The organism is Pseudomonas sp. MYb541, assembly GCF_037479595.1.
GTDB lineage: Bacteria > Pseudomonadota > Gammaproteobacteria > Pseudomonadales > Pseudomonadaceae > Aquipseudomonas > Aquipseudomonas canadensis.
Genome location: NZ_JBBGYS010000042.1, coordinates 1 through 21,953, shown reverse-complemented (window position 1 = coordinate 21,953; position 21,953 = coordinate 1). Strand labels below are relative to the sequence as shown.

Below are 21,953 nucleotides of genomic sequence, written 5' to 3'. Positions count from 1 at the left end.
AAAATTGGCGGAGCCTGTCCCTTTTTTTCATCTCGCCTGTCATTCCAGGCAAGTGAACACTATTGAGAGCTTCCGCCAATGCCCGTCGTCCGCCCCTTGCTGAAACTGAGCCTGCTGCTGAGCCTCAGCGCCAGTCCGTTCTTCGCCGCCGTCAGCTACGCCGAAGACACCGCCACCCGCCGCAGCTACCAAGTGCCCGCCGGCAGCCTGAGTGCGGCGCTCACCCGCTTCGCCGGGTTGGCGGGCGTCAACCTGTCGGTGGACCCGGCGCTGGTCAGCGGGCGCAGTAGCAGCGGTTTGTCCGGCGAATATGGGGTAGAGGAGGGCTTTGCGCGCTTGCTGCAAGGCTCTGGCTTGCAACTGCAGTCGATGGGCGCGCAGGCCTACATGTTGATACCGGCGCCGGACGGCAGCAGCCTTGAGTTGGCCCCGACTTCGATCCTCGGCACCACCGGCCTGTATGACGGCGACACCTACGCCGGCGGCCAGGTAGCGCGCCGCACGGCCCAGGGCATGCTCGGCACGCGGGACTTCATGGAAACCCCGTTCAGCATCACCACCTACACCGCTGACGCGGTAAAGAACCAACAGGCCCGCACCCTCGGCGACCTGATCGCCGCCGACCCCTCGGTGCGCGCCACCAACCCGGCGGGTGGGCGCTACGAGCAATTCACCATTCGCGGCTTCAGCCTGTTCAACAGTGACGTGGCCTACAACGGCCTGTATGGCGTGCTGCCGACCTACACCATCGACATGGAAATGGCCGACCGCGTCGACATCCTCAAGGGCCCGAGCCAGTTGATCAATGGCATCTCGCCGCGTGGCAGCGTGGGCGGCGGGATCAACGTGGTGCCCAAGCGCGCCACTGACAAGGACATCAACTCGTTTACCGGCAATTGGGCGTCCGACAGCCAGGCCGGCGGCGCGGTGGACATTGGCCGGCGCTTTGGCGAAGACAACCAGTTCGGCATCCGCTTCAACGGCGTGAAGCAGTCCGGTGACACCGAGTGGGATCACCAGAGCGTCGACCGCGAAATGGCCGTGCTGGGTCTGGATTTCCGTGGCGAACGCCTGCGCCTTTCCACCGACATCGGCCACACCGAGCGCGACACCGATGCACCGCAAGAGCGCGTACAGGTGGCGGCCGCAGCGCCGGTGCCCAGCGCCAATGACGTGCGCCGCAACTATGCGCAATCCTGGAGCAAGGCCCGCACCAACGACACGTTCGGCACGGTCAATGCCGAGTACGACCTCAGCGACAACGTGATGCTCTACGGCGGCGTGGGCGCGCGTAAAAGCAACCACGATTTCCTGCGTCACGCGGTATCCGTCAGCAATGCGGCCGGTGATTTCGCAGTGTCGCCTCGCGACTTCACACGCGATGAAAACGTGCGCACCTACACCGCTGGCGTACGCAACTGGTTCCACACCGGGCCGGTAAGCCATGAGGTCAACCTGGCCGCCAGCTACTTCGACATGGACTTCACCAACGGCGGCGCACGTTATACGTCACCCTCGAGCAACCTCTACAATCCCGTGCAAACCCCGACGCCTTCACGGCCGACGCGGTTTGATCCCAAGGTCTATACCGAAAACAAATTTACCGGCGTCGCCTTGTCCGACACCTTGGGCTTTTTCGACGACCGTCTGCTGCTCACCCTCGGTGCACGCTGGCAGCGCGTGAAGGTCGATGACTGGAGCGATGGTGTCAAAGGCGACACGGCCTACGACGAAGAAAAAGTCTCGCCGTCGGGCGGCATCCTGTTCAAGGCCACCGACAAACTGTCGCTGTACGCCAACTACATGGAAGGCCTGAGCCAGGGCAAGATCGCGCCGTCCACCTCGATCAACGAAGACCAGATCTTCCCGCCGTTCATCAGTCGCCAGGTGGAAGTGGGCGCCAAATACGACGCTGGCGCGTTCGCCGTGACCGCCGCGGTGTTCCGCATCAAGCAGCCAGCCTATGAAACCAACGCCACCACGCGTGTATTCGGGCCTAACGGCAAGCGCGAGAACTCAGGCGTAGAACTGAGCGTGTTCGGCGAACCGCTCAAGGGCTTCCGCCTGCTTGGCGGGGTGATGTACATCGACAGTGAGCTGAAAGACACCACCAACGGCACCTGGGACGGCAACCGCGCCCCGGCCACGCCCAAGTACAACGTCAACCTGGGCGCTGAATGGGATGTGCCGGGCCTCGAAGGCCTGACCCTGACCAGCCGTGGCATCTATTCCAGCTCGCAGTACCTGGACCAGTCCAACGTTAAGGAAATCGACGCCTGGAACCGCCTCGACGTGGGAGCGCGCTACGGGTTCAAGGTGGACGATAAACACATCACCTTGCGGGCGAATGTGGAGAACGTCGCCGATAAGCGCTACTGGAGTTCGGCGGGTGCGTCGGACGATAGCGAGCCGGGGCTGACCTTGTCGACGCCGCGTACCTACCTGCTGTCGGCCACCGTCGACTTCTAACGGCTGTACGCCGATCAAAATGTGGGAGCAGGCAACCCAGCTTCCACACTGGATTTCCGGCGTTAATGAGAATGTTTTTTGATCACGCCGCCCCGATATGGAATAGTACCCGCCGTTTTCCCCGGCCTGTCTACCTGGGGTGTTTTAACGCCGAGGTCCTTGTCATGCGAATGCTGCGCTCCATCCCCACCCTTGCCGCCTGCGTCCTGGCGTTGTCTTCAAGCCTGCTGAGCGCCGCCCCCATCGACCTCAACGACGGCCAGCACGCGGTGCATCTGCCCGATGCGCCCAAGCGTGTGGTGGTGCTGGAATTCTCCTTTCTCGACAGCCTGGCCGCCGTCGAGGTAACGCCCGTCGGCGCTGCCGATGATGGCGACGCCAATCGCGTGTTGCCCCGTGTGCGCCAGGCCATCGGCCAGTGGACGTCCGTGGGCCTGCGCTCGCAGCCGAGCATCGAGGAAATCGCCCGGCTCAAGCCCGACCTGATCGTCGCCGACCTCAACCGTCATCAGGCCTTGTACAGCGACCTGGCGAGCATCGCGCCGACCCTGTTGCTGCCGTCACGCGGCGAGGATTACCAGGGCAGCCTGAAATCCGCCGAGCTGATCGGCAAAGCGCTGGGCAAGAGCGCGCCGATGGAAGCGCGGATCCAGAAGAACCGCGAGAACCTCAAGGCCATCGCGCAACAGATCCCGGTAGGCGCCAGCGTGTTGTTTGGCGTCGCCCGTGAAGACAGTTTCTCCGTGCACGGCCCGGACTCCTACGCCGGCAGCGTGCTCGAAGCCATTGGCCTGAAAGTCCCCTCGGTACGCGCCAATGCGGCGCCCACCGAGTTTGTCAGCCTGGAGCAACTGCTCGCCCTCGACCCCGGTTGGTTGCTGGTCGGCCATTACCGTCGCCCCAGTATCGTCGACAACTGGAGCAAGCAGCCGCTGTGGCAAGTGCTGGGCGCGGTGCGTAATAAACAGGTTGCGGAAGTGGACGGCGACAGCTGGGCGCGCAACCGCGGCGTGCTGGCGTCGGAGCAGATCGCCGAGGATGCGCTGGCGATTCTCAAGGGCGGTAAAGCCGTACTGAGCCAATAAGCATGGGGCGAAGTTTCGCGGCGGCCGGCATTGTGCTGCTGGGTGCCGGGTTGTTCTGGCTGTCGCTGTACAGCTGGTCACCTTTCACGATCACGGCGGCTGATGCGTGGAATGGCCTGGTTCACCAAGGCAGCGTGGGCGGCAATATGGCCTACATCGTCGCCCAGTTGCGCGTGCCACGGGCGCTGTGTGCCGCGTTGGTCGGCGCTTGCCTGGGCCTGGCCGGTGCGTTGATGCAGGGCATTACCCGCAACCGCCTGGCCTCGCCGTCCTTGTTTGGTGTGACGGCGGGTGCGGCGTTGGGGCTGGCGTTGTTTTCCACTGGATTGGTCGCGCCGCCGTTTGCCGGCGGTGCCTTGTTGATGACCTGCCTGGGTGGCGCGCTGGCCTGGATCACGGTGTTCAGCCTCGGCGGCGCCTGGTCGCCGACCACCGCCCAGGGACGCCTGGTATTGGCCGGTGTGGCCGTGGCCGCGTTGTGCGCGGCATTGACCCGGCTCACCGTGATCCTGGTCGAGGCCCAGGCGCAAAGCGTGCTCAACTGGTTGGCCGGTTCCCTGGCCAATGTCGGCGCTGCCCAGGTGCAACTGCTGTGGCCGTGCACCTTGATCGGCGGCCTGTGGGCGCTGTGGTGCGCGCCGCGTTTGAACCTGATCAACCTCGGCGAAGACGCCGCACGCTCCCTGGGCGTGGGCATTGCCAGCCTGCGTTTGCAGGTATTCATCGCCAGCCTGTTGCTGGTGGGGGCGAGCGTCTGCGCGGTGGGGCCGATCGGGTTTGTCGGGTTGATCGCGCCGAATATCCTTCGCCAGTTCCTCGGTAATGACTACCGCTGGCTGATCCCGCTGAGCGCCGCGTTGGGTGCGGTGATCGTGCTGGGCGCCGACTTGCTCAGCCGCGCTGTGGCGTTTCCGGTGGAGACCCCGGCGGGTGTGGTCACCGCGCTGATTGGCGCGCCGTTCTTCCTTTTTCTTGCCAGGCGCGCCCTATGACCCGGCCTCCCTTGCGCTTATGGCTGCTGCTCGGCCTGTTGCTGCTGGCGACGTCGATCAGCCTCAGCGCCGGCACTGTGTGGCTCACCCCAGACACCGTGCTGGACCGCCTGCTGGCCCACGACGCCCTCGACTTCGAAGTCTGGAACCACCGCCTGCCCCGCAGCCTGATCGCGATTCTCGCAGGTGCAGCCTTCGGCCTGGCCGGGGCGATTGTGCAGGGCGTGATCCGCAACCCGCTGGCCTCACCGGAAATCCTCGGCGTGACCCAAGGCGCCGGGCTGGCACTGACCGTGGCGATCATCAGTTGGCCGCATTTGCCGATTGTGTGGCTGCCGCTGGTGGCTTGTCTGGGCGGGGCCGGCGGCGCGTTGTTGCTGGCGCTGTACAACACCGGGGTGAGTTTTTCCGGGGTGCGTTTTGCCCTCTCCGGGGTGGCGATTGCGGTGACTTTGTCCAGTGTCACCGAGTTTCTGATCCTGTCCCATCCGCTGGATATCAACACCGCCTTGCTCGCCCTTACCGGCAGCCTATGGAGCCGCAATTGGCACCATGTGGCGCTGGTGTTGCCGTTCCTGGTGTTGATCCCGGTGGGGCTGTGCCTGGCTAAGCCGCTGAACCTGATCGCCCTCGGCGATGAAGCCGCCCATAGCCTTGGCACGCCACTCAGTCGCACACGCTGGCTGGCGATGGCCTGCGCGGTGCTGCTGACCAGCCTGGGCGTGGGGGTGATCGGGCCGATCGGTTTTATCGGCCTGGTCGCGCCGCATATGGCGCGACGGTTGGTGGGCGGGCATCACCAGTACCTGCTGCCGGCGGCGATGCTGATCGGTGCGTTGCTGCTGGTGCTGGCCGACACGTTGGGGCGCACGTTGATCGCGCCCAGCGAAATCCCCGCCGGGGTGCTCACGGCGGTGATTGGCGCGCCGTATTTTCTTTGGTTGCTGGCACGGTTCAAGGGCTGATCACATGAGTATTCTTCACGCACGGCAGCTCGACATTGGCTACGGCACCACGCGCATCGTGCAAGGCCTGTCCTTTGCTCCGCCGACCGGGAAGGTCACCGCCTTGATCGGTCCCAATGGCTGCGGCAAGTCGACCTTGCTCAAGGCCTTCGCGCGCATCCTCAAGCCAACCCAGGGCCAGTTGACCCTGGATGGCCAGGCCTACGCCAGCCTGTCCGCCCGCGAGTTGGCGCGGCAGATCGCGTTCTTGCCGCAGGTGCTGCCGGTGCCGGAAGGTGTCAGCGTGCGCCAGTTGGTCGCCTATGGCCGCAGCCCGCATAACTCGCTGTGGGGACGCTTGAGCGGCAGTGATCAATCCCACGTGACCCAAGCCATGCAGCGCCTGGAACTGGACGTGTTGGCTGACCGCGCATTGGCCGATCTGTCCGGCGGCCAGCGCCAACGTGCTTGGCTGGCGATGGTGTTGGCGCAGAATGCGCCGGTGGTGTTGCTGGATGAACCCACCACCTACCTCGACATCAGCCATCAAGTCGAACTCATGGACTTGATGGGCGAATTGGCCGCTGAAGGCAAGACCGTGATCACGGTGTTGCACGACATCAACCAGGCCTGCCGCTACGCCGACCATTTGGTGGTGATGCACGGCGGCAAGTTGGTGGCTGATGGTGCGCCGGGGGCGGTGATCAGTGCCGAGTTGATGCGCCAGGTGTTCGATGTGCAGGTGCAAGTGATGCAGGAGCCGGTCGCCGGTACACCCATGTGCCTCGTGGAAAAGAGCACGCGAGGCACAGATCAACCCTTGTAGGAGCCGGCCTGCCGGCGAAGGTCGCCTACGATAGCGCGGGAAACAGGAATGGACGCGCTGCCTGTGGGTTTTTCGCCGGCAAGCCGGCTCCTACAGGGGAGCGGCTTCGCGCACGTCGATAGCCTTGGGCAACAGGTGGTTCTGATAGAACAGATCCGCTGTCGCCTGCTGCGCTGCGATGATCGTGTCGTCAATCGGCAGGATCGGCGAAGGCGGGCGGTTATCCATGTACCGCGCGATCACCTCAGCCGGCAGTCCCATAAACCTCGTCAGCACGTTCAAACTGTCTTCACGCTGGCTGCGGGTGAGCGCTTCGGCAGCGCTGAGCTCATCTAGCAGGTCATGTACAAACACGCCATTGGCCTTCGCATAGTCGCGCCGCGCGGTATACACCGGCCCCGACAAACCCAGGCCTTCGCCATTGGCCAGCACATGGCTGGGGCTTTGGCTCAATGCCAAGGATGAATAGGGCTCCCAGATGGCCCAGGCATCCACGCTGCCTTGTTCGAACGCCGCGCGCGCGTCGGCAGGTGGCAGGTACACCGGTTGGATATCCTTGTAGCTCAGCCCGGCCTTGTTCAGGGCGCGCAGGATCAGGTTGTGGGAACTGGAACCCTTCTGGAAGGCGACTTTCTTGCCCTTCAGGTCCGCCACTGAATGCAGCGGGCTGTCGTTGCGCACCAGGATGGTTTCGGCGCTGGGCTTGGGCGGTTCGGCGCCGATGTAGACCAGGTCCGCGCCCGCCGCCTGGGCGAACAGCGGCGGGATGTCGCCGGTCGAGCCCACGTCCAGTGCGCCTACGTTCAGTGCTTCAAGCATCTGCGGGCCGGCGGGGAATTCGATCCACTTCACTTCGGTGTGCGGGAAGCGTTTTTCCAGCAGGCTATGTTCCTTGGCGAGCACCAGGGCGATGGAGCCTTTCTGGTAGCCGATGCGCAGGGTCGCGGGGTCGGCCGCCAGTGCGGTTTGAGTGACGGCCAGCAGGGCCAGTAACAGCGCCGGAATCTTCATGCATCGTCCTTTTTGAAGCGGTTTTCGGGGCGCGCCAACCCGAGGTTTTCACGCAAGGTAGTGCCAGTGTATTCAGTGCGAAACAGGCCGCGCCGTTGCAGCTCCGGCACGACCCCTTGGGCGAAATCCTCCAGCCCGCCCGGCAGGTGCGGCACCAGGATGTTGAAGCCATCGGCGGCGCCGTTTTCGAACCAGCGTTGCAGCTCATCGGCGATCTGCGCGGGCGTGCCGATCAGGCTGTAATGCCCGCGACCACCCGCGATCCGTCGGCCCAACTGGCCGAGGGTCAGTTGTTCGCGGTGGGCCAGGTCACTCAGCAATTGTTGACGGCTGCGCTGCCCGCTGTCGGTCAACGGCAATTGCGGCAACGGCCCGTCCAATGGATAGCCGGACAAGTCGAAATTACCCAGCATGCGGCCCAACAGGGCGACGCCCACTTCGGGCTCGACCAGGTCCTGGAACGCTTCGAACTTAGCCTGGGCTTCGGCCTCGGTTTGCCCGACCACCACAAACACGCCCGGCATGATTTTCAGCGAGTCCGGCTCACGCCCGTATGGCTCAAGCCGCCCTTTGAGATCCGCATAAAACGCCTGCGCATTTTCCAGCGACGTTTGCGCGGTAAACACCACTTCTGCCGTTTGCGCCGCCAGTTCACGGCCGGTTTCCGATGATCCCGCCTGCACGATCACCGGGTGGCCCTGCGGCGAGCGCGCCACGTTCAGCGGGCCCTTGACGCGGAAATGTTCACCGACATGGTCCAGCACATGCCGTTTCGCCGGGTCGTAGTAGTTGCCGCTGGCCTTGTCCCGCACGAAGGCATCGTCCTCCCAGCTGTCCCACAACCCGGTCACGACGTGATGAAACTCCCTGGCGCGGCTGTAGCGCTCGGCGTGGCCGAGGTGTTCATCGCGGCCGAAATTCTGCGCTTCGGCAGCGGCGTCCGAGGTGACCAGGTTCCAGCCTGCACGGCCTCCGGACAGGTGATCCAGCGAGGCGAATTTGCGCGCCACGTGGTAGGGCTCGTTATAGGTGGTGGTCGCCGTGGCGATCAGGCCGATGTGGTCCGTCACCGCACTCAACGCCGAAAGCAAAGTCAGCGGTTCGAAGTGATCCGAACGCGCCATATGGCTGGCGATTTCACCCGTGGCTGCCGCAATGCTATCGGCCACGAACAGCGCATCGAACTTGGCCGCTTCAGCCACCCGCGCCAGGTGCTTGTACTGGGCAAAATCCAGCCCGGCATTTGCCGGCACGTCCGGGTGGCGCCAGGCGGCGACGTGGTGCCCGGTGGCCATGAGGAAGGCGCCGAGTTTCAGTTGACGGCTCATGCTTAGAAATCCTTGCGCAGTTGCACGCCGAAGTAACGTTCGTCGTCACGGGGCACGGCGCGGTAGATGTAGTTGCCGCCGCTGGCCAGCAGCGGTGAGTAGGATTTGTCGGCGAGGTTCTTCGCCAGGAATGCGACGCGCCAGCCATTGCTGTAGTCGGCCAGGGCCACGCTGGCGTTCCAGATGCCGTAGGCACCTTGTTTGGTGTCAAGGTTCTGGCTGATGTCGTACTGCACTTCGCTCTGCCAGCTGTAGTCGGTGCCCAGTTCGATGTCCAGGCCATTATCCAGCGGGATGGTGTAGTCGGCGCGCACGTAGCTTTTCCAGTCCGGGCTGAAAGGCAGCGGCTTGCCATTCACGTTGCAGGTCGCGGCGGCACCGGCCGGGCAGGCGAATTCGTCGATGCGCGCGCGGGTGTAGGCCAGCGCCCCGGACAGCTTGAGTTGCTGGGTGGCCTGCAAGGCGTAATCCAGCTCGACGCCTTCGGTGCTGACGCTGCCGGCGTTGATCAGGCGCGTCACCACTTGCCCGGCGACGGTGTCGAAAAAGTTGGCCTGGTAGTTGTCGTAATCGCTGTGGAACACCGCCAGGTTGGTGGTCAGGCGGTTGTTCCAGGCGGTGGCCTTGATCCCGGCTTCCCAGGTGTTGGAGGTTTCCGGCTTGAGCGCGTCGGTGTCACGCGGCTGCATATTGAAGAAGACGTTGTAGGCCGGGCCTTTGTAGCCGCGCGAATAGGTCAGGTAGCTGGTGACGCTGTCGCTGATGTCGTACTGCACGCCCAGGCGACCGGACCAACCGTCTTCGTCCACGGAACCGGAACTGGACGTGGCCGGCTGAATCCCACTGACCGTGGTGGCCGAAGTGGAGGCGCGGCGGTGATCGTATTTCAGGTCATCGTGGGTGTAGCGCAGGCCGGCGATGCCACGAAACCGCGAGGTGAAGTTCAGCGTGGTCTCGCCGAACACCGCGTAGCTGTCGTTGGTGGTGCTGTAGTCGGCGATGCCGCGGTCGGTACGCGTGGTGGTGGTGAGGGTGCGTTGATAGGTTTCTTCATCCTTGCCGTGCATGTAGAACAGGCCGCCGACATATTCCAGGAACTCACCTTTAGGTGAGGCCAGGCGCAGTTCCTGGGAGTATTGGTTGAACTCAAGCTGGCCTTTGTCGGCGGTACCGGGAAACGCGGCGGTCACCGTGCCAAGGCGGTCGCCGTCCTGGTATTGGGTGTTGTCCCAACCGCGCCAGGCGGTGATCGACGTCAGGGTGTAGTCGCCGAGGTTCCAGTCCAACTGGGCGGACAGGCCCTTGTTGGTGTCTTCCACATGGCTGCGGGTATCGGTGTTGATGTCGCGGTTGTCGCTGGAGGCCCGCACCGGGCTCAGCGCGTTGGCGAACGCCGGGGACAGGGACTTGCTGACCACGCCGTTCGGCGCGTCGTCGTGGGACTGCATGTAGTCGGCGATCAGTGTCAGTGTCAGGTCGTCGTTGGGGGTGAATTCCAACTTGCCGCGAATGCCCTTGTGGTTGTAGCCGTTGACCTCCTGGCCATTGTGCTGGTTGTCGACATTACCGTCGTAGCTGCCGAACAGCGTACTGATCGAACCCTTGAGCACATCCGGCACCAGGCTGCCGCCGATGCCGAACCGGGTACGGCTTTCGTTGCCGCTGTAGTACGACTGGTCGATATAGCCATGAGTCTCGGCGGTGGGCGCCTTGCTGGTGATGTTCAGCACACCGGCCGAGGCGTTCTTGCCGAACAGCGTGCCTTGGGGGCCGCGCAGCACCTCGATGCGTTCCAGGTCGAGCAGGTCAAGGGTGGCCTGGCCGGGGCGGGCGTAGACCACGCCGTCGATCACCGTGGCCACCGTCGGCTCGACGCCGGGGGAGGTGGAAATGGTGCCCACGCCGCGCACGAACAGCGAGGTGTCCTTGTTGGAGGCGCCGGTGCGGAAGTTCAGCGACGGCACCTGCTGGGCGATGCTCGCCACGCCGTTGCGGTTGTCGCGCTCCAGCTGTTCGCCATCGAGGACCGAGACGGCCACCGGGACTTTTTGCAGCGATTCTTCGCGGCGCGTGGCGGTGACGGTCACGGATTTGAGTGTCGGCTCCTGCGCATCGGCCGCAAAGGCACCGGGGGCGGGCAGGGCGGTCAACCCGGCCAGTATCAGAAAAGTGCTGCGTTGGAAGGTTTGCATGCTGTGCCCGCTCGAAAAGATTGCTCTGAACCGCTGCGGTTCTTGCGACCGTCAGCGCCTGTGAAATGTCTTTGGCATTCGCTCGAGCGAGTAGCAGACAACGCGCTTTGTTAGCGCTAACATCGGCATTATTGGTAGGTCATGTTTAGAACGTCAAATACTGAAAAATTAGTCCTATATTCTTTTTGGTTTTTAACAGGATTATCCCTTGAGCGAAGACAAACCGCGCAAACGCCGTGGCGCCGGGCGTGTCACCTTGAATACCGTGGCCCGCCAGGCCGGGGTGTCGGCGATTACCGTGTCGCGTTACTTCAACCAGCCGGAACAGGTGTCACCCGAACGCCGCGAGCGCATCGCCGAGGTGGTGGCCGAGTTGGGTTACGTGCCCAACCTGGTGGCCGGCGGGCTGGCGTCGGCGCGTGGGCGCATCGTGGCGATGGTGATCCCGAACATCTCGGGGCCGATCTTTGCCAATACCATCCAGGGCTTCAGCGACACCCTCAGCCGGCATGGCTATCAACTGTTGTTGGCGTCGAGTTACTTCAGCGCCGAGCAGGAAGAGAGCGCGGTGCGTGCGTTCCTTGGCTGGTCGCCGGCGGCGCTGGTACTGACCAGCCGCTTCCACAGCGCGGCGACTGAAAAGATGATCGCCGACGCGGATATTCCGGTGGTAGAAACCTGGGACTACGTGCCCGAGCGCGCGCCCTTGCAGATCGGGTTTTCCCACTACGAAGTGGGCGTCACCGCTGCGCGCTATCTGCATGGGCAGGGTTATCGGCGCATTGCTTTCGTGCAGAACAGCGCAGCCGGGGACTTCAGCGCCATGGAGCGGGGTGAGGGCTTCGCCGCGACCTTGATCGCGTTGGGTGTGCAGACCTGGGTCTTCGCTCCCGACGCGGATCGCGCGCCTTTCGACGCCGGCAAACAGGCGATGGAAGCGCTGATGAGTCACGCAACGCCGCCGGATGCTATATTTTTCGCCAATGACAACCTGGCGGCCGGTGGTCTGCTGGCTGGGCAGCGGGCCGGGCTGAAGATCCCCGAGAAGTGCGCGGTGCTCGGTTTCGGCGATTACCCGTTCGCCGAAATGCTGTTGCCGAGCCTGAGTACGATCAAACCGCCCGCATTGGAAATAGGTGTGTTGGCCGCTACGCGCGTCCTTGAAAGTTTGGGTGTGCTGCCTGTAGAAGATGAAGTAACGCGTTTGAATTTATTGGAATGCCGTTTGATTGTGCGTGAAAGCGCCTGAGTGGCTAATTGCAACTAGTGGGATGATGGCTATTAGCTGCTAAGGCTCTGGCGCAAGGGTCTTGGCAATTATGTTTATTTTATTCCCCTGTTTCAGGAACTAGGTCTATAACTTCCAGTCGATAACCCCGGCTTACTTTCCCTGGGTTATGGCTAACTAATGGCATGTTTCCGTAGTTTCAAATAGCCATACTTTCTCGCAACACTAGATACCTGAACATTATGTCGTCAGCGCCTATCGATGCCTGCCAGATGCAGATCCCGCACACCGAGCAGGTGTGTGCGTGGCTGATGCAGCATGCCGGGCTGAAAACGGTGGACCTGGAGCGCGCCCGACGCCTGTCCACAGACGATCTGCTGAGTCTGCTGACACGCCTGGGCCTGGTCTCCGAAGTTGAATTGGCCCGTGCCTGGGCCGCGTTGCTCGACGCGCCGCTGTTGCTGGCCGACGCCGCGCCGCCGCTGCTCGATCCTTTGCCTGCGCTGACCGAACGCTTCATGCGTCACTACCAAGTGGTGCCCATGGGCTGGCACCAGAACGGCCTGCGGGTACTGGCGGCCAACCCTGCGCAACGTTATCCGTTCGAGGCCCTGGCCTATGCGTGCCAGGTGCCGGTGTGGCTGGCCATCGGCCCGCGCAATGAAGTCGACACGTTGATCGAGCGCTACTACGGCCAGGGCCGCTCGGCCATGGGCACCCTGATCGAGAACCTTGATGAGCAGGGCGGCGCCCAGGAAGATATCGAACACCTCAAGGACATGGCCTCCGAAGCGCCGGTGATCCGGCTGGTGAACTTGATCCTGCAACGCGCCGTGGAGCAGCGCGCCTCGGATATCCATATCGAACCCTTCGAAAACCACCTCAAGGTGCGCTATCGCATCGACGGCGTACTGCACGACGCTGAAGCGCCGCCGGTCAGTTCGTCGGCGGCGGTGATCTCGCGGGTGAAGATCATGGCGCGGCTGGACATCGCCGAACGTCGGCTACCCCAGGACGGGCGCATCATGCTGCGCATCCAGGGCAAGGAGCTCGACCTGCGGGTGTCCACGGTGCCCACCAGTTTCGGCGAGTCGGTGGTGCTGCGCCTGCTGGACCGGCAAACTGTGCAGTTCGACTTCCCGAGCCTGGGCTTCGACGGCCAGCGCCTGGCCAGCTTCCTCGACCTGTTGGAGCGGCCCCACGGCATCCTGCTGGTCACCGGGCCCACCGGTTCCGGCAAGACCACCACGCTCTACACGGCGCTGTCGCGGCTCAACACCGCCGAGCGCAAGATCATCACCGTGGAAGACCCGGTGGAGTACCAGCTCGAAGGCATCAACCAGATCCAGGTCAAGCCCGCCATCGGCCTGGACTTCGCCGGGGCACTGCGTTCCATCGTGCGCCAGGACCCGGACGTGATCATGATCGGCGAGATCCGCGACCTGGAAACCTGCCGCATCGCCATTCAATCGTCGCTGACCGGGCACCTCGTCCTTTCCACCCTGCACACCAACAGCGCCGCGGCAAGTATCACGCGGCTGCTGGACATGGGCGTGGAAAGCTACCTGATCGCCTCGACCGTCAGCGGCATTCTCGCCCAGCGCCTGGTGCGGCGCTTGGACCCGGCCAGCCGCGCGGCCTTTGAAGCGCCGCCGGAACTGATCGCAGAACATGGCCTGAATCGCCTGACCGAGCAGCGTCCGATCCTGCTCTATCGCGGGGACTATCACGGTCGCAGTGCGCTCACTGAGCTGCTGGTGATGAACGATGAGCTGCGCAGCCTGCTGATGCGTCACGCCGATGCCGCCACGCTGGAACAGGCCGCACGCCGCGCCGGTTTGCGCACCCTGTATGAAGAAGGGCTGCGCCAGGCCTTGGCCGGTATTACCTCGTTGGAAGAAGTGCTGCGCGTCACCCGTGGGGACAGCGCGTGAGCCTGTTCAAGTTCCGCGCCTTGGACAACCAGGGCGTGCCGCAGAACGGTACGCTGGAAGCCACGGATCAAGTTGCCGCCGTCGCCGCCTTGCACAAGCGCGGCCTGTTGCTGTTGCAGATTGAAGCAGCCGGCAGACCCCTGCTGCGCAACCCACGTGGGCAGTTGAAGGGCACGGCGTTGGTGAGTTTTACCCAGCAGTTGGCGACGCTGTTGGGGGCCGGCCAGCCTCTGGAACGCTCGTTGACCCTGTTGCTCAAGCAACCCGGCCCCGCTCAGGTGCGCGCGCTGATCGAGCGCATCCGCGATCACGTCAAGGCCGGCAAACCACTGTCCGCCGCGTTGGAACACGAGGGCGACAGCTTCTCACCGTTGTACCTGAGCATGGTGCGTGCCGGTGAGGCCGGTGGCGCGCTGGAAAGTACCCTGCGTCAGCTCAGCGATTACCTGGAACGCAGCGAGCGGCTGCGCGGCGAGGTGATCAATGCGCTGATCTATCCGGCCTTTCTGGTGGTGGGCGTGCTGGGTTCCCTGGCGTTGTTGCTGGCGTATGTGGTGCCGCAGTTCGTGCCGATCTTCCAGGACCTGGGCGTGCCGATTCCGTTGATTACCGAGGTGATTCTGGCCTTGGGTGAGTTCCTGGGCAGCTATGGCCTGGTGGTGTTGGCCGGGCTGATCGTCAGCGGTGGCTGCTGGGCCGTACGCCTGCGCAATCCGGCATTTCGAGAACAATACGATCGACGCCTGCTCGGCATTCGCGTGATCGGCCCGTTGTTGCAACGGGTCGAAGCGGCACGCCTGACGCGCACCCTCGGCACGCTGCTCAACAATGGCGTGGCGTTGCTGCAAGCCTTGGTGATTGCGCGGCACGTCTGCACCAACCGCGCGTTGCAGGCTCAAGTGGGCCATGCGACGGAATCGGTAAAAGGCGGCGGTACTCTCGCCAGCGCGTTCGGCAGCCAGCCGCTGTTGCCCGAGCTGGCGCTGCAAATGATTGAAGTCGGTGAACAGGCCGGCGAACTCGACAGCATGTTGCTCAAGGTCGCTGACATCTTCGACGTCGAAGCCAAGCGCGGCATCGACCGCCTGCTTGCCGCACTGGTGCCGTCCCTGACTGTGGTCATGGCGGTGCTGGTGGCGGTGATCATGTTGGCGATCATGCTGCCGCTGATGAGCCTGACCAGCAATATATGAAGGAGCTTGACCCATGAGAAAACCACGCCGCCAAAGCGGTTTCACCCTGTTGGAAATGCTCGCGGTGATCGTGTTGCTGGGTATTGTTGCCACCATTGTCGTGCGCCAGGTCGGCGGCAATGTGGACAAGGGCAAGTACGGTGCGGGCAAGGCGCAGCTGGCCAGCCTGAGCATGAAGATCGACAGCTACGCGCTCGACGTCGGCGCGCCGCCCACCAGCCTGCAACAGTTGGTGGACAGGCCCGGCGGTTATGCCAAACCGTCTGACCTCAAGGACCCGTTCGGGCATGCCTTCGGCTATCGTTTTCCCGGCGAGCACGGCGCCTTCGACCTGATCTTTTACGGTCAGGATGGCCAGCCGGGCGGCGAAGGTTATAGCGCCGACCTGGGCAATTGGGAGTAACGCGGCCATGGTCCAGCGCGGCTTTACCCTGCTGGAGATGCTGGTGGTGATCCTGTTGATCAGCCTCGCCACCAGCTTGCTGGGGCTGGGCGTGCGCCAGGGCCTGCAGGCGGCAAAAGAGCGCCGCGCGGTGGGGCAGGTGGTGGAAGCGCTGCGCACCACGCGGGCGGGGGCGATAGTCAGCGGGCAGGCGGCACGGACTTCATTCGATATGCAAGACCGTACGTTCCAGGCGCCGGGACGTGCGCTGCAACGGTGGCCGTCCGAGCTGCAAGTGACACTGCACACCGCCGAGCAGGTGGGCCCCGCCGTCGAGTTCTATCCCGACGGTAGCTCCACGGGCGGCAATCTTCTATTGGCGAATGGCACCCGGCGTTGGCGCATCGATATCGGCTGGCTCACCGGCAGCGTGCAATCCAAGGCGCTGCCATGAAGCACCAGGCCGGGTTCACGCTGCTGGAAATGCTCGCCGCGCTGACGCTGATGGCTGTGTGCAGCACGGTGCTGCTGGTTGCGTTCGGCCAGAGCGCGCGCTCGTTGTCCCAGGTGGCCCACAGTGATCGGCTTACTCATGCGGCGCTGACGATTTTCGATCAGGAGGCAGCGGGACGATTGAGTAACGGCGTCAGCCAAGGCGAGCTCGACGGTATTCACTGGCAACTGATCAGCACCCGGCAACAGACGCATGTGTTTCGCCTCGACCTGACGCTCAGCGAAGGCCCGCACCAGGCTCGTTTCAGCACCTTGAAGGCGCGCCTGTGAAGCGCCGCGAGCAGGGCTTTACCTTGCTGGAAATCCTCGTAGTGCTCAGTTTGTTGGGCGTTTTGCTGGTGCTGGTTGGGGGCGCATTGCTGGGTGCCAATCGTGCCGTGTCCAAGGCCCAGGCGTATACCGTGAGCCTGGATGAAGTGCGCGCCGCTCAACAGTTTTTACGCACGGCGATCAGCGAGGCGTTGCCGCTGGCGGTGGGCGAGGGCGATGGTTTTTTTGTTGGCACGGCGCAGCGGCTGGAGTTTGTCTCGACCTTGCCCGGTGTGCTCGGTGGTGGGATCCACCGGTTCAGCCTGCAACGGGTCGAACAGGATTTGCAGGTCGGCTTTTCTCAGCGTGAACCGCAGGTGCTGCTGAGAAACATCGAAGGGTTGCAGTTCAGCTATCGCGGCGTGTCACCGCTGGGTCAACCCACCGGCTGGGTCAGTGAATGGCCATGGCCCAAACGCCTGCCTGCGGCCGTGCGCATCGCCGCCAGCGTCGACGGCCCGGTGACCTTGGTCACCCAGGTGATTGCTTTGCGCTTGAACCTGTCCAGCGGGAGCGTGGAAGAGTGAGGCGCCAACGCGGTGCGGCCCTGCTGTTGGTGCTGTGGGTGCTTGCCTTGCTCAGCGTGTTGCTCGGCGGCCTGGCCGGCTGGGTGCAGTTGGAAAGCCGACAGGCCCTGTGGCTGCGCCAGCACACACAAACCGTGCTGGCCGCCGAAGCCGGTATCGCCCTGGTCATGGCTGACCGGCGCTGGGTGGCCGATGGCCGCGAGATTCCTTTGGTGTTTGATGACGCCCAGTTGCACGTCAGCCTGCGCAGCGAGCGCGGCAAGCTTTACCTGATCAACGCCGAGGCACAGGATTTCACGCGCCTGGCCCTGGCCTGCGGCGCCACCCCGGCCCAGGCGACGCAACTGTCGAAGGCCCTTGAAGCGCGCCGCCAAAAGGGCCTGGCGCCGTTCCGGGTGCTGGAAGAAGTGCGCCAACTGCCCGGCATGACCCAACCCCTCTACAGCCAATTGCTGCCCGAGATCACCCTGTGGAGCGACCTGGATCGCCCCGATCCCGCCTTCGCCAGCCCGCTGATGCGCAAGGCGCTGAACCTGCCGCGCCAGAACGCCGAAGGTGCCGATCCGGGCGAGGTGCTGGTCGTCGACAGCCGCGCCGAGCGCCCTGGCGGTTATCAGGCGCGGCTGCAAGTCACCGTTTTATTGAGCCCATCGGAGGACAGCGCACAACCCTACCGGGTGCTGCGTTGGCAAGAATGAATCGACTGGAACCCATCGCCCGACATTGGCGCGGCAGCCTGTTGCAACAGGGTTGGCGCTTGTGGCTCGCGGAGCTGCGCGCCTGTGTGCCGAGTTGGTTGGCACGGCCAGAACCGCCGGAGCAGATCCACCACTGGCCGTTAGCGGCGCCAGCCACGTCGGACAGTGCGCGCCAGGTGCTGATGCTTGGCGCGGATGCCGTGCTGCTGCAGCGCGTGCAACTGCCTTTGGCCGCCGGGCGCAATCTGAGCGCCGTGGTCGGTTATGAACTGGACCGCTACACCCCGTTCGAGGCCGACCAACTCTACTTCGTCGCGCGCCAGGAACGGCGCACGTCCACCCACCTTGAGGTCACGCTGGTGGCGATCCTGCGCGAACGCTTGGACCAGATTCTCAGCGACTGCACCGCCCTAGGCCTGCATCCCCATCGCGTGGATGCGGCCAACCTCGGCATCGACCTGCTGCCCCCGCCGCTGCGCCCGCGCCAACGCCCGCCGGGCATGGGTTTGCAACGCAGCCTGCCGTGGTTGTGCGGGGCCTTGCTGATCGCAGCGATGCTGCTGTGGCTCAACGACCGCCAACGCGTCATCGACGCCATGCACGCCAGTGTGCAGCAACAGAAAGCCGAGGTCGCCGAGGTGCATGCCCTGCGCCAGCAACTGCTCAATACCCGGGGCGCGGCGCAGTACCTTACCCGGCGCAAACTGGCGCAACCGCCCCTGGCCGCGCTACTCAACGACCTGACCACTTGCCTGCCCGCCGACACCTGGCTGGATCAGTTGGACGTGAAGGACGGCGAGATTTCCCTCTCAGGTCAAAGCGCCAAGGCCAGCGCACTGATTACCCGCATCAAAGGCTGCCGCAGCCTCGAAAACGCCCAGTTCGAAGGGGTAATCCAACCCGATGCCCGTACCGGCAAGGACCAGTTTGCCTTGCGTGCCCACCTACGCCAGGAGGCCGCCGATGCGCCGACCCCTCACACCCCGTGAACGCCGTGGCGCTGCCTTGCTGGTGTTGGCGTTGGTCCTCGGCACGGCCTACTGGCTGCTGATCGACAGCTGGTTCGCCGGCCCCCTGCGCGACATGGGCGAACAGGCCGAACAGTTGCGCGAGCAACAGCAGCGCTATGCCGGCGTGTTGCGTCAACGTGATGCGCTGCGCCAACAGCTTGAGCAAGCCCGCCAGGACCCGGCCAGCAGCACCAGCCTGTTGCCGGGGGATGACCCCGACGTGGTGGCCGCCGACCTGATGCAGCGCCTTGCCGACCTGATCAACAGCCACACCAACCTCGGCGGCGGTTGCAGCCTGACCCAGCGCAAGCCCATCACGCCGGAGCAGGACGACGGCGAGCCGTATCGCCAGGTCAAGGTCAGCCTGACCCTCGATTGCGCCATCGAACCGCTGGAAGCGCTGCTGCATGAACTGGAGTACCAGCCGCCGTTCCTGTTTGTGGATGAACTGCGCATCCGCCGCAGCCAACAGGCGCCGGCCAGTGGCGGTGCGGGCAAGCTGGTGGTGCACCTGCTGGTGCGCGGTTACCTGCAACCGGCGCGGGTGACGCCATGATCAGCAGATTACGCCCCGTGGAGTGGGGCCTGCTCGGCTTGTCGGGTTTGCTGGGCCTGTTGATGGCGGTGATCCTCAGCAGCATCGGTGATGAACCGCAATGGCTGCCTGAAGCGCCCGCGCGCGCCCATCCCACCGCCCAGGTACAGGTCGCGCCGAGTGTCCCGCTGGAAAACCTGGCCGCCACTTGGCAAGCACCGCTGTTCAGCCCCGACCGCAGTCCGGATCGCGTCGTGGGCAAAGCCCAGGTCACCAGCCTGGCCAACCTGACCCTCAGCGGCATCATGATCACCGGCAACCTGCAAATGGCCATGCTTAAACAAAGCGACGGCCGCGCCCTGACCGTTCGCCTCGGTCAGGCCCTGCCCAACGGCTGGCGCCTGGACCACCTCAGCCCGCAATACGCCCGATTCAGCCTGGATGGCCGCACGCAAACCTTGAGCCTCTACGCCAAACGCCTGCCGCCGCCGTCCAACCGGCCCCCCATCACTTTGCCCCGCGAGCCCCTCCCTTGATCGACATGCGCACCTCAACGTTTTGCCTGGCGACCGCTTTTGTCCTGAGCGGCTGTGGAACCTTCCCCGACCGCCTGGATGCGGACGACGATCTGCTGCACGAAGCGATGCAAGGCACCGGCTCGCAACGCTTGCCGACCGAACAAGCCGCGCCGGAAAGTCCACCGCCTGCGGTTAAAACACCAACGCAGCGCCAACTGATCCGTGGCAACCAGCAGTTCGTGCGCGGGCCGGCAGCACAGCCGGTGGCGAAAGAGGAGGGCGGCGATATCGTCTTCAACTTCGCTGACCAGCCCATCGAAGCCGTGATCAACAGCGTGATGGGCGACCTGCTGCATGAAAACTACAGCATCGCCCAAGGCGTGAAGGGCAATGTGAGCTTTTCCACTTCCAAGCCGGTGGACAAACAACAGGCGCTGTCGATCCTCGAAACCCTGCTGTCCTGGACCGACAACGCCATGATCAAACAGGGTGATCGCTACGTGATCCTGCCCGCCAGCCAGGCGGTGGCGGGCAAGCTGGTGCCGCAGATGAGCGTGGCGCAACCGTCCAGCGGCCTCTCGGCGCGGTTGTTCCCACTGCGCTATATCTCCGCCACCGAGATGCAGAAATTGCTCAAGCCGTTCGCGCGTGAGAATGCATTTTTACTGGTCGATCCAGCCCGCAACGTGCTGAGCCTGGCCGGCACCCCGGATGAGCTGGCCAATTACCAGGACACCATCGACACGTTTGACGTGGACTGGCTCAAGGGCATGTCGGTGGGTGTGTTCGGCCTGCAACGGGCTTCCGTGGCCGAATTGATGCCGCAACTGCAAAGCCTGTTCGGCCCTGACAGCGGCATGCCCCTGGCCGGGATGCTGCGCTTTTTGCCGATTGAACGGACCAACTCGGTGGTGGCGATTTCTTCCCAGCCGCAGTACCTCAGCGAAGTGGGCGACTGGATCCGCACCATCGACGAGGGCGGCGGCAACGAGCCGCAGATGTACGTCTACGACGTGCGCAACATGAAGGCCGCCGACCTGGCCAAGTACCTTCGGCAGATCTACGGCACCGGCGCGATCAAGGACGACACACCGGCGAAGGTCGCGCCTGGCCTGCGCACCACGACCCTGTCGTCACTCAATACCGGCGGCTTGCAGAACAATCCGCCTGCTGGCGAAGCGCCGGAGCCGGACGAGAAGGAAGTCGCGCCCACCAGCGCGCTCGAAGCCGGCACCCGCATTACCGCGCAAAAGAGCAGCAACCAACTGCTGGTGCGCACCCGGCCCGCGCAGTGGAAAGAGATCGAAGCGGCGATCAAGCGGCTCGATAACCCGCCGCTGCAAGTGCAGATCGAGACGCGCATCCTAGAGGTCAAGCTCACCGGTGAACTGGACTTGGGCGTGCAGTGGTACCTGGGGCGGCTGGCGGGCAATTCCTCCAGCACCACCGTCGCCAATGCTTCCGGCAGCCAGGGCGCACTCGGCGGTGGTGGGGCGGGGTTGGGGGCGACGGATTCGTTGTTCTACTCGTTTGTCAGTTCGAATCTGCAGGTGGCGTTGCATGCGCTGGAAACCAATGGCCGCACCCAGGTGCTGTCGGCGCCGTCGCTGGTGGTGATGAACAACCAGCCGGCGCAGATTCAGGTGGGGGACAACATTCCGATCAACCAGACGACGGTGAATACGGGGGATGCCGATACCACGTTGAGCAGTGTCGAGTATGTGCAGACGGGGGTGATTCTGGATGTGGTGCCGCGGATCAATCCGGGTGGGTTGGTGTACATGGATATTCAGCAGCAGGTCAGTGATGCCGAGAGTCAGAGTGCGAACAGCGACACGCCGGTGAATCCGCGTATTTCGACGCGTTCGGTGTCGACGCAGGTGGCGGTGCAGAGTGGGCAGACGGTGTTGCTGGGGGGGTTGATCAAGCAGGACAACGGGGAGAGTGTGAGTGCTGTGCCTTATCTGGGTAGGGTGCCGGGGTTGCGGTGGTTGTTTGGGAGTACTAGCAAGTCGAAGGATCGGACGGAGTTGATTGTGTTGATTACGCCTAAGGTGATTACCAGTAGTGGGCAGGCGCGGCAGGTGACGGATGATTATCGGCAGCAGATGCAGTTGTTGCGGCCTGGTCAGTAGGTGTACATATCCGTTGCTGCGGTAACGGCGGCTTATGGTTCCGCTCTTACAGCGGGTCACTTTCGAAAAGCGCGAAAGTAACCAAAGCGCTCTTGCCCCAACACTCGGCACCTCGCCTAGGCTC

At 63.8% G+C, this 21,953-nt stretch carries 20 protein-coding genes; 17 read left to right on the top strand and 3 right to left on the bottom strand.

Going from position 1 to position 21,953, the window contains the following annotated elements; all coding sequences use genetic code 11:
• Nucleotides 1-78 precede the first annotated feature (78 nt).
• From WH299_RS23075 to fecE, 5 genes are all read left to right on the top strand, one after another.
• Nucleotides 79-2,469 (top strand): TonB-dependent receptor, encoded by a 2,391-nt coding sequence (locus tag WH299_RS23075; protein WP_339498000.1) that lies wholly within the window; start codon nt 79-81, stop codon nt 2,467-2,469.
• A gap of 170 nt (nt 2,470-2,639) precedes the next feature.
• A complete protein-coding gene (locus WH299_RS23070; protein WP_445262720.1) occupies nt 2,640-3,554 on the top strand; it encodes a Fe(3+) dicitrate ABC transporter substrate-binding protein in 915 nt (304 codons plus the stop codon).
• Nucleotides 3,555-3,556: 2 nt separating this feature from the next.
• Complete coding sequence (gene fecC, locus WH299_RS23065) at nt 3,557-4,546, top strand: iron-dicitrate ABC transporter permease FecC (RefSeq protein WP_122726053.1); 990 nt, start codon at nt 3,557-3,559, stop codon at nt 4,544-4,546.
• Nucleotides 4,543-5,511, top strand: a complete 969-nt coding sequence (locus WH299_RS23060; RefSeq protein ID WP_123474311.1) for an iron chelate uptake ABC transporter family permease subunit — start codon at nt 4,543-4,545, stop codon at nt 5,509-5,511. The genes fecC and WH299_RS23060 overlap by 4 nt, the downstream gene beginning before the upstream one ends.
• A 4-nt stretch (nt 5,512-5,515) precedes the next feature.
• Nucleotides 5,516-6,316, top strand: coding sequence for a Fe(3+) dicitrate ABC transporter ATP-binding protein FecE (fecE, locus tag WH299_RS23055; RefSeq protein WP_339551393.1), 801 nt, complete (start codon nt 5,516-5,518; stop codon nt 6,314-6,316).
• Nucleotides 6,317-6,406: 90 nt separating this feature from the next.
• Here fecE and WH299_RS23050 read toward each other — a convergent pair whose 3' ends face one another.
• From WH299_RS23050 to WH299_RS23040, 3 genes are read right to left on the bottom strand one after another with little or no spacing between them, the layout of a single operon-like run.
• Entirely contained in the window at nt 6,407-7,327 is a 921-nt protein-coding gene (locus WH299_RS23050; protein ID WP_028617079.1) for a sulfonate ABC transporter substrate-binding protein, read from the bottom strand.
• Nucleotides 7,324-8,655 (bottom strand): LLM class flavin-dependent oxidoreductase, encoded by a 1,332-nt coding sequence (locus tag WH299_RS23045; protein ID WP_339551391.1) that lies wholly within the window; start codon nt 8,653-8,655, stop codon nt 7,324-7,326. The genes WH299_RS23050 and WH299_RS23045 overlap by 4 nt, the downstream gene beginning before the upstream one ends.
• Nucleotides 8,656-8,657: 2 nt before the next feature.
• A complete protein-coding gene (locus WH299_RS23040; RefSeq protein ID WP_339551390.1) occupies nt 8,658-10,847 on the bottom strand; it encodes a TonB-dependent receptor in 2,190 nt (729 codons plus the stop codon).
• A gap of 208 nt (nt 10,848-11,055) precedes the next feature.
• Here WH299_RS23040 and WH299_RS23035 point away from each other — a divergent pair, with 208 nt between their 5' ends.
• From WH299_RS23035 to gspD, 12 genes are all read left to right on the top strand, one after another.
• Nucleotides 11,056-12,096 carry a LacI family DNA-binding transcriptional regulator gene (locus WH299_RS23035; RefSeq protein ID WP_339551389.1) on the top strand — a complete coding sequence of 347 codons (1,041 nt, stop codon included), beginning with the start codon at nt 11,056-11,058 and terminating at the stop codon, nt 12,094-12,096.
• Between the two features lie 251 nt (nt 12,097-12,347).
• Entirely contained in the window at nt 12,348-14,009 is a 1,662-nt protein-coding gene (gspE, locus tag WH299_RS23030) for a type II secretion system ATPase GspE (RefSeq protein ID WP_445262719.1), read from the top strand.
• On the top strand, nt 14,006-15,202 hold the full coding sequence (gspF, locus tag WH299_RS23025) for a type II secretion system inner membrane protein GspF (protein WP_122726065.1): 1,197 nt from the start codon (nt 14,006-14,008) through the stop codon (nt 15,200-15,202). The genes gspE and gspF overlap by 4 nt, the downstream gene beginning before the upstream one ends.
• A 13-nt stretch (nt 15,203-15,215) precedes the next feature.
• Nucleotides 15,216-15,605, top strand: a complete 390-nt coding sequence (locus WH299_RS23020) for a type II secretion system protein GspG (RefSeq protein ID WP_016978124.1) — start codon at nt 15,216-15,218, stop codon at nt 15,603-15,605.
• 7 nt (nt 15,606-15,612) lie between these two features.
• Nucleotides 15,613-16,038 carry a GspH/FimT family pseudopilin gene (locus WH299_RS23015; protein WP_122726067.1) on the top strand — a complete coding sequence of 142 codons (426 nt, stop codon included), beginning with the start codon at nt 15,613-15,615 and terminating at the stop codon, nt 16,036-16,038.
• A complete protein-coding gene (locus WH299_RS23010) occupies nt 16,035-16,367 on the top strand; it encodes a type II secretion system protein (RefSeq protein ID WP_122726069.1) in 333 nt (110 codons plus the stop codon). The genes WH299_RS23015 and WH299_RS23010 overlap by 4 nt, the downstream gene beginning before the upstream one ends.
• Complete coding sequence (locus WH299_RS23005; protein ID WP_339551384.1) at nt 16,364-16,933, top strand: prepilin-type N-terminal cleavage/methylation domain-containing protein; 570 nt, start codon at nt 16,364-16,366, stop codon at nt 16,931-16,933. The genes WH299_RS23010 and WH299_RS23005 overlap by 4 nt, the downstream gene beginning before the upstream one ends.
• Complete coding sequence (locus WH299_RS23000) at nt 16,930-17,631, top strand: type II secretion system minor pseudopilin GspK (protein ID WP_339551382.1); 702 nt, start codon at nt 16,930-16,932, stop codon at nt 17,629-17,631. The genes WH299_RS23005 and WH299_RS23000 overlap by 4 nt, the downstream gene beginning before the upstream one ends.
• Nucleotides 17,628-18,620, top strand: coding sequence for a PilN domain-containing protein (locus WH299_RS22995; protein ID WP_126571683.1), 993 nt, complete (start codon nt 17,628-17,630; stop codon nt 18,618-18,620). Before WH299_RS23000 ends, WH299_RS22995 begins: the two co-directional genes overlap by 4 nt.
• Nucleotides 18,595-19,197 (top strand): type II secretion system protein GspM, encoded by a 603-nt coding sequence (gspM, locus tag WH299_RS22990; protein ID WP_122726077.1) that lies wholly within the window; start codon nt 18,595-18,597, stop codon nt 19,195-19,197. Before WH299_RS22995 ends, gspM begins: the two co-directional genes overlap by 26 nt.
• Nucleotides 19,194-19,712 carry a general secretion pathway protein GspN gene (locus WH299_RS22985; protein WP_123474299.1) on the top strand — a complete coding sequence of 173 codons (519 nt, stop codon included), beginning with the start codon at nt 19,194-19,196 and terminating at the stop codon, nt 19,710-19,712. Before gspM ends, WH299_RS22985 begins: the two co-directional genes overlap by 4 nt.
• 5 nt (nt 19,713-19,717) lie before the next feature.
• Nucleotides 19,718-21,829: a type II secretion system secretin GspD gene (gene gspD / locus WH299_RS22980; RefSeq protein ID WP_323624274.1), complete on the top strand. Its 2,112-nt coding sequence runs from the start codon at nt 19,718-19,720 to the stop codon at nt 21,827-21,829.
• Nucleotides 21,830-21,953: the final 124 nt, after the last annotated feature.

Coding starts and splice junctions, on each gene's coding strand:
- WH299_RS23045 (WP_339551391.1), bottom strand. CDS start 8,655: ATGAGCCGTCAACTGAAACTCGGCGCCTTCCTCATGGCCACCGGGCAC.
- gspE (WP_445262719.1), top strand. CDS start 12,348: ATGCAGATCCCGCACACCGAGCAGGTGTGTGCGTGGCTGATGCAGCAT.
- gspD (WP_323624274.1), top strand. CDS start 19,718: ATGCGCACCTCAACGTTTTGCCTGGCGACCGCTTTTGTCCTGAGCGGC.
- WH299_RS22985 (WP_123474299.1), top strand. CDS start 19,194: ATGATCAGCAGATTACGCCCCGTGGAGTGGGGCCTGCTCGGCTTGTCG.
- WH299_RS22995 (WP_126571683.1), top strand. CDS start 17,628: ATGAATCGACTGGAACCCATCGCCCGACATTGGCGCGGCAGCCTGTTG.
- WH299_RS23015 (WP_122726067.1), top strand. CDS start 15,613: ATGGTCCAGCGCGGCTTTACCCTGCTGGAGATGCTGGTGGTGATCCTG.
- WH299_RS23070 (WP_445262720.1), top strand. CDS start 2,640: ATGCTGCGCTCCATCCCCACCCTTGCCGCCTGCGTCCTGGCGTTGTCT.
- fecC (WP_122726053.1), top strand. CDS start 3,557: ATGGGGCGAAGTTTCGCGGCGGCCGGCATTGTGCTGCTGGGTGCCGGG.
- gspM (WP_122726077.1), top strand. CDS start 18,595: ATGCGCCGACCCCTCACACCCCGTGAACGCCGTGGCGCTGCCTTGCTG.
- WH299_RS23060 (WP_123474311.1), top strand. CDS start 4,543: ATGACCCGGCCTCCCTTGCGCTTATGGCTGCTGCTCGGCCTGTTGCTG.
- fecE (WP_339551393.1), top strand. CDS start 5,516: ATGAGTATTCTTCACGCACGGCAGCTCGACATTGGCTACGGCACCACG.
- WH299_RS23040 (WP_339551390.1), bottom strand. CDS start 10,847: ATGCAAACCTTCCAACGCAGCACTTTTCTGATACTGGCCGGGTTGACC.
- WH299_RS23020 (WP_016978124.1), top strand. CDS start 15,216: ATGAGAAAACCACGCCGCCAAAGCGGTTTCACCCTGTTGGAAATGCTC.
- WH299_RS23010 (WP_122726069.1), top strand. CDS start 16,035: ATGAAGCACCAGGCCGGGTTCACGCTGCTGGAAATGCTCGCCGCGCTG.
- WH299_RS23050 (WP_028617079.1), bottom strand. CDS start 7,327: ATGAAGATTCCGGCGCTGTTACTGGCCCTGCTGGCCGTCACTCAAACC.
- WH299_RS23075 (WP_339498000.1), top strand. CDS start 79: ATGCCCGTCGTCCGCCCCTTGCTGAAACTGAGCCTGCTGCTGAGCCTC.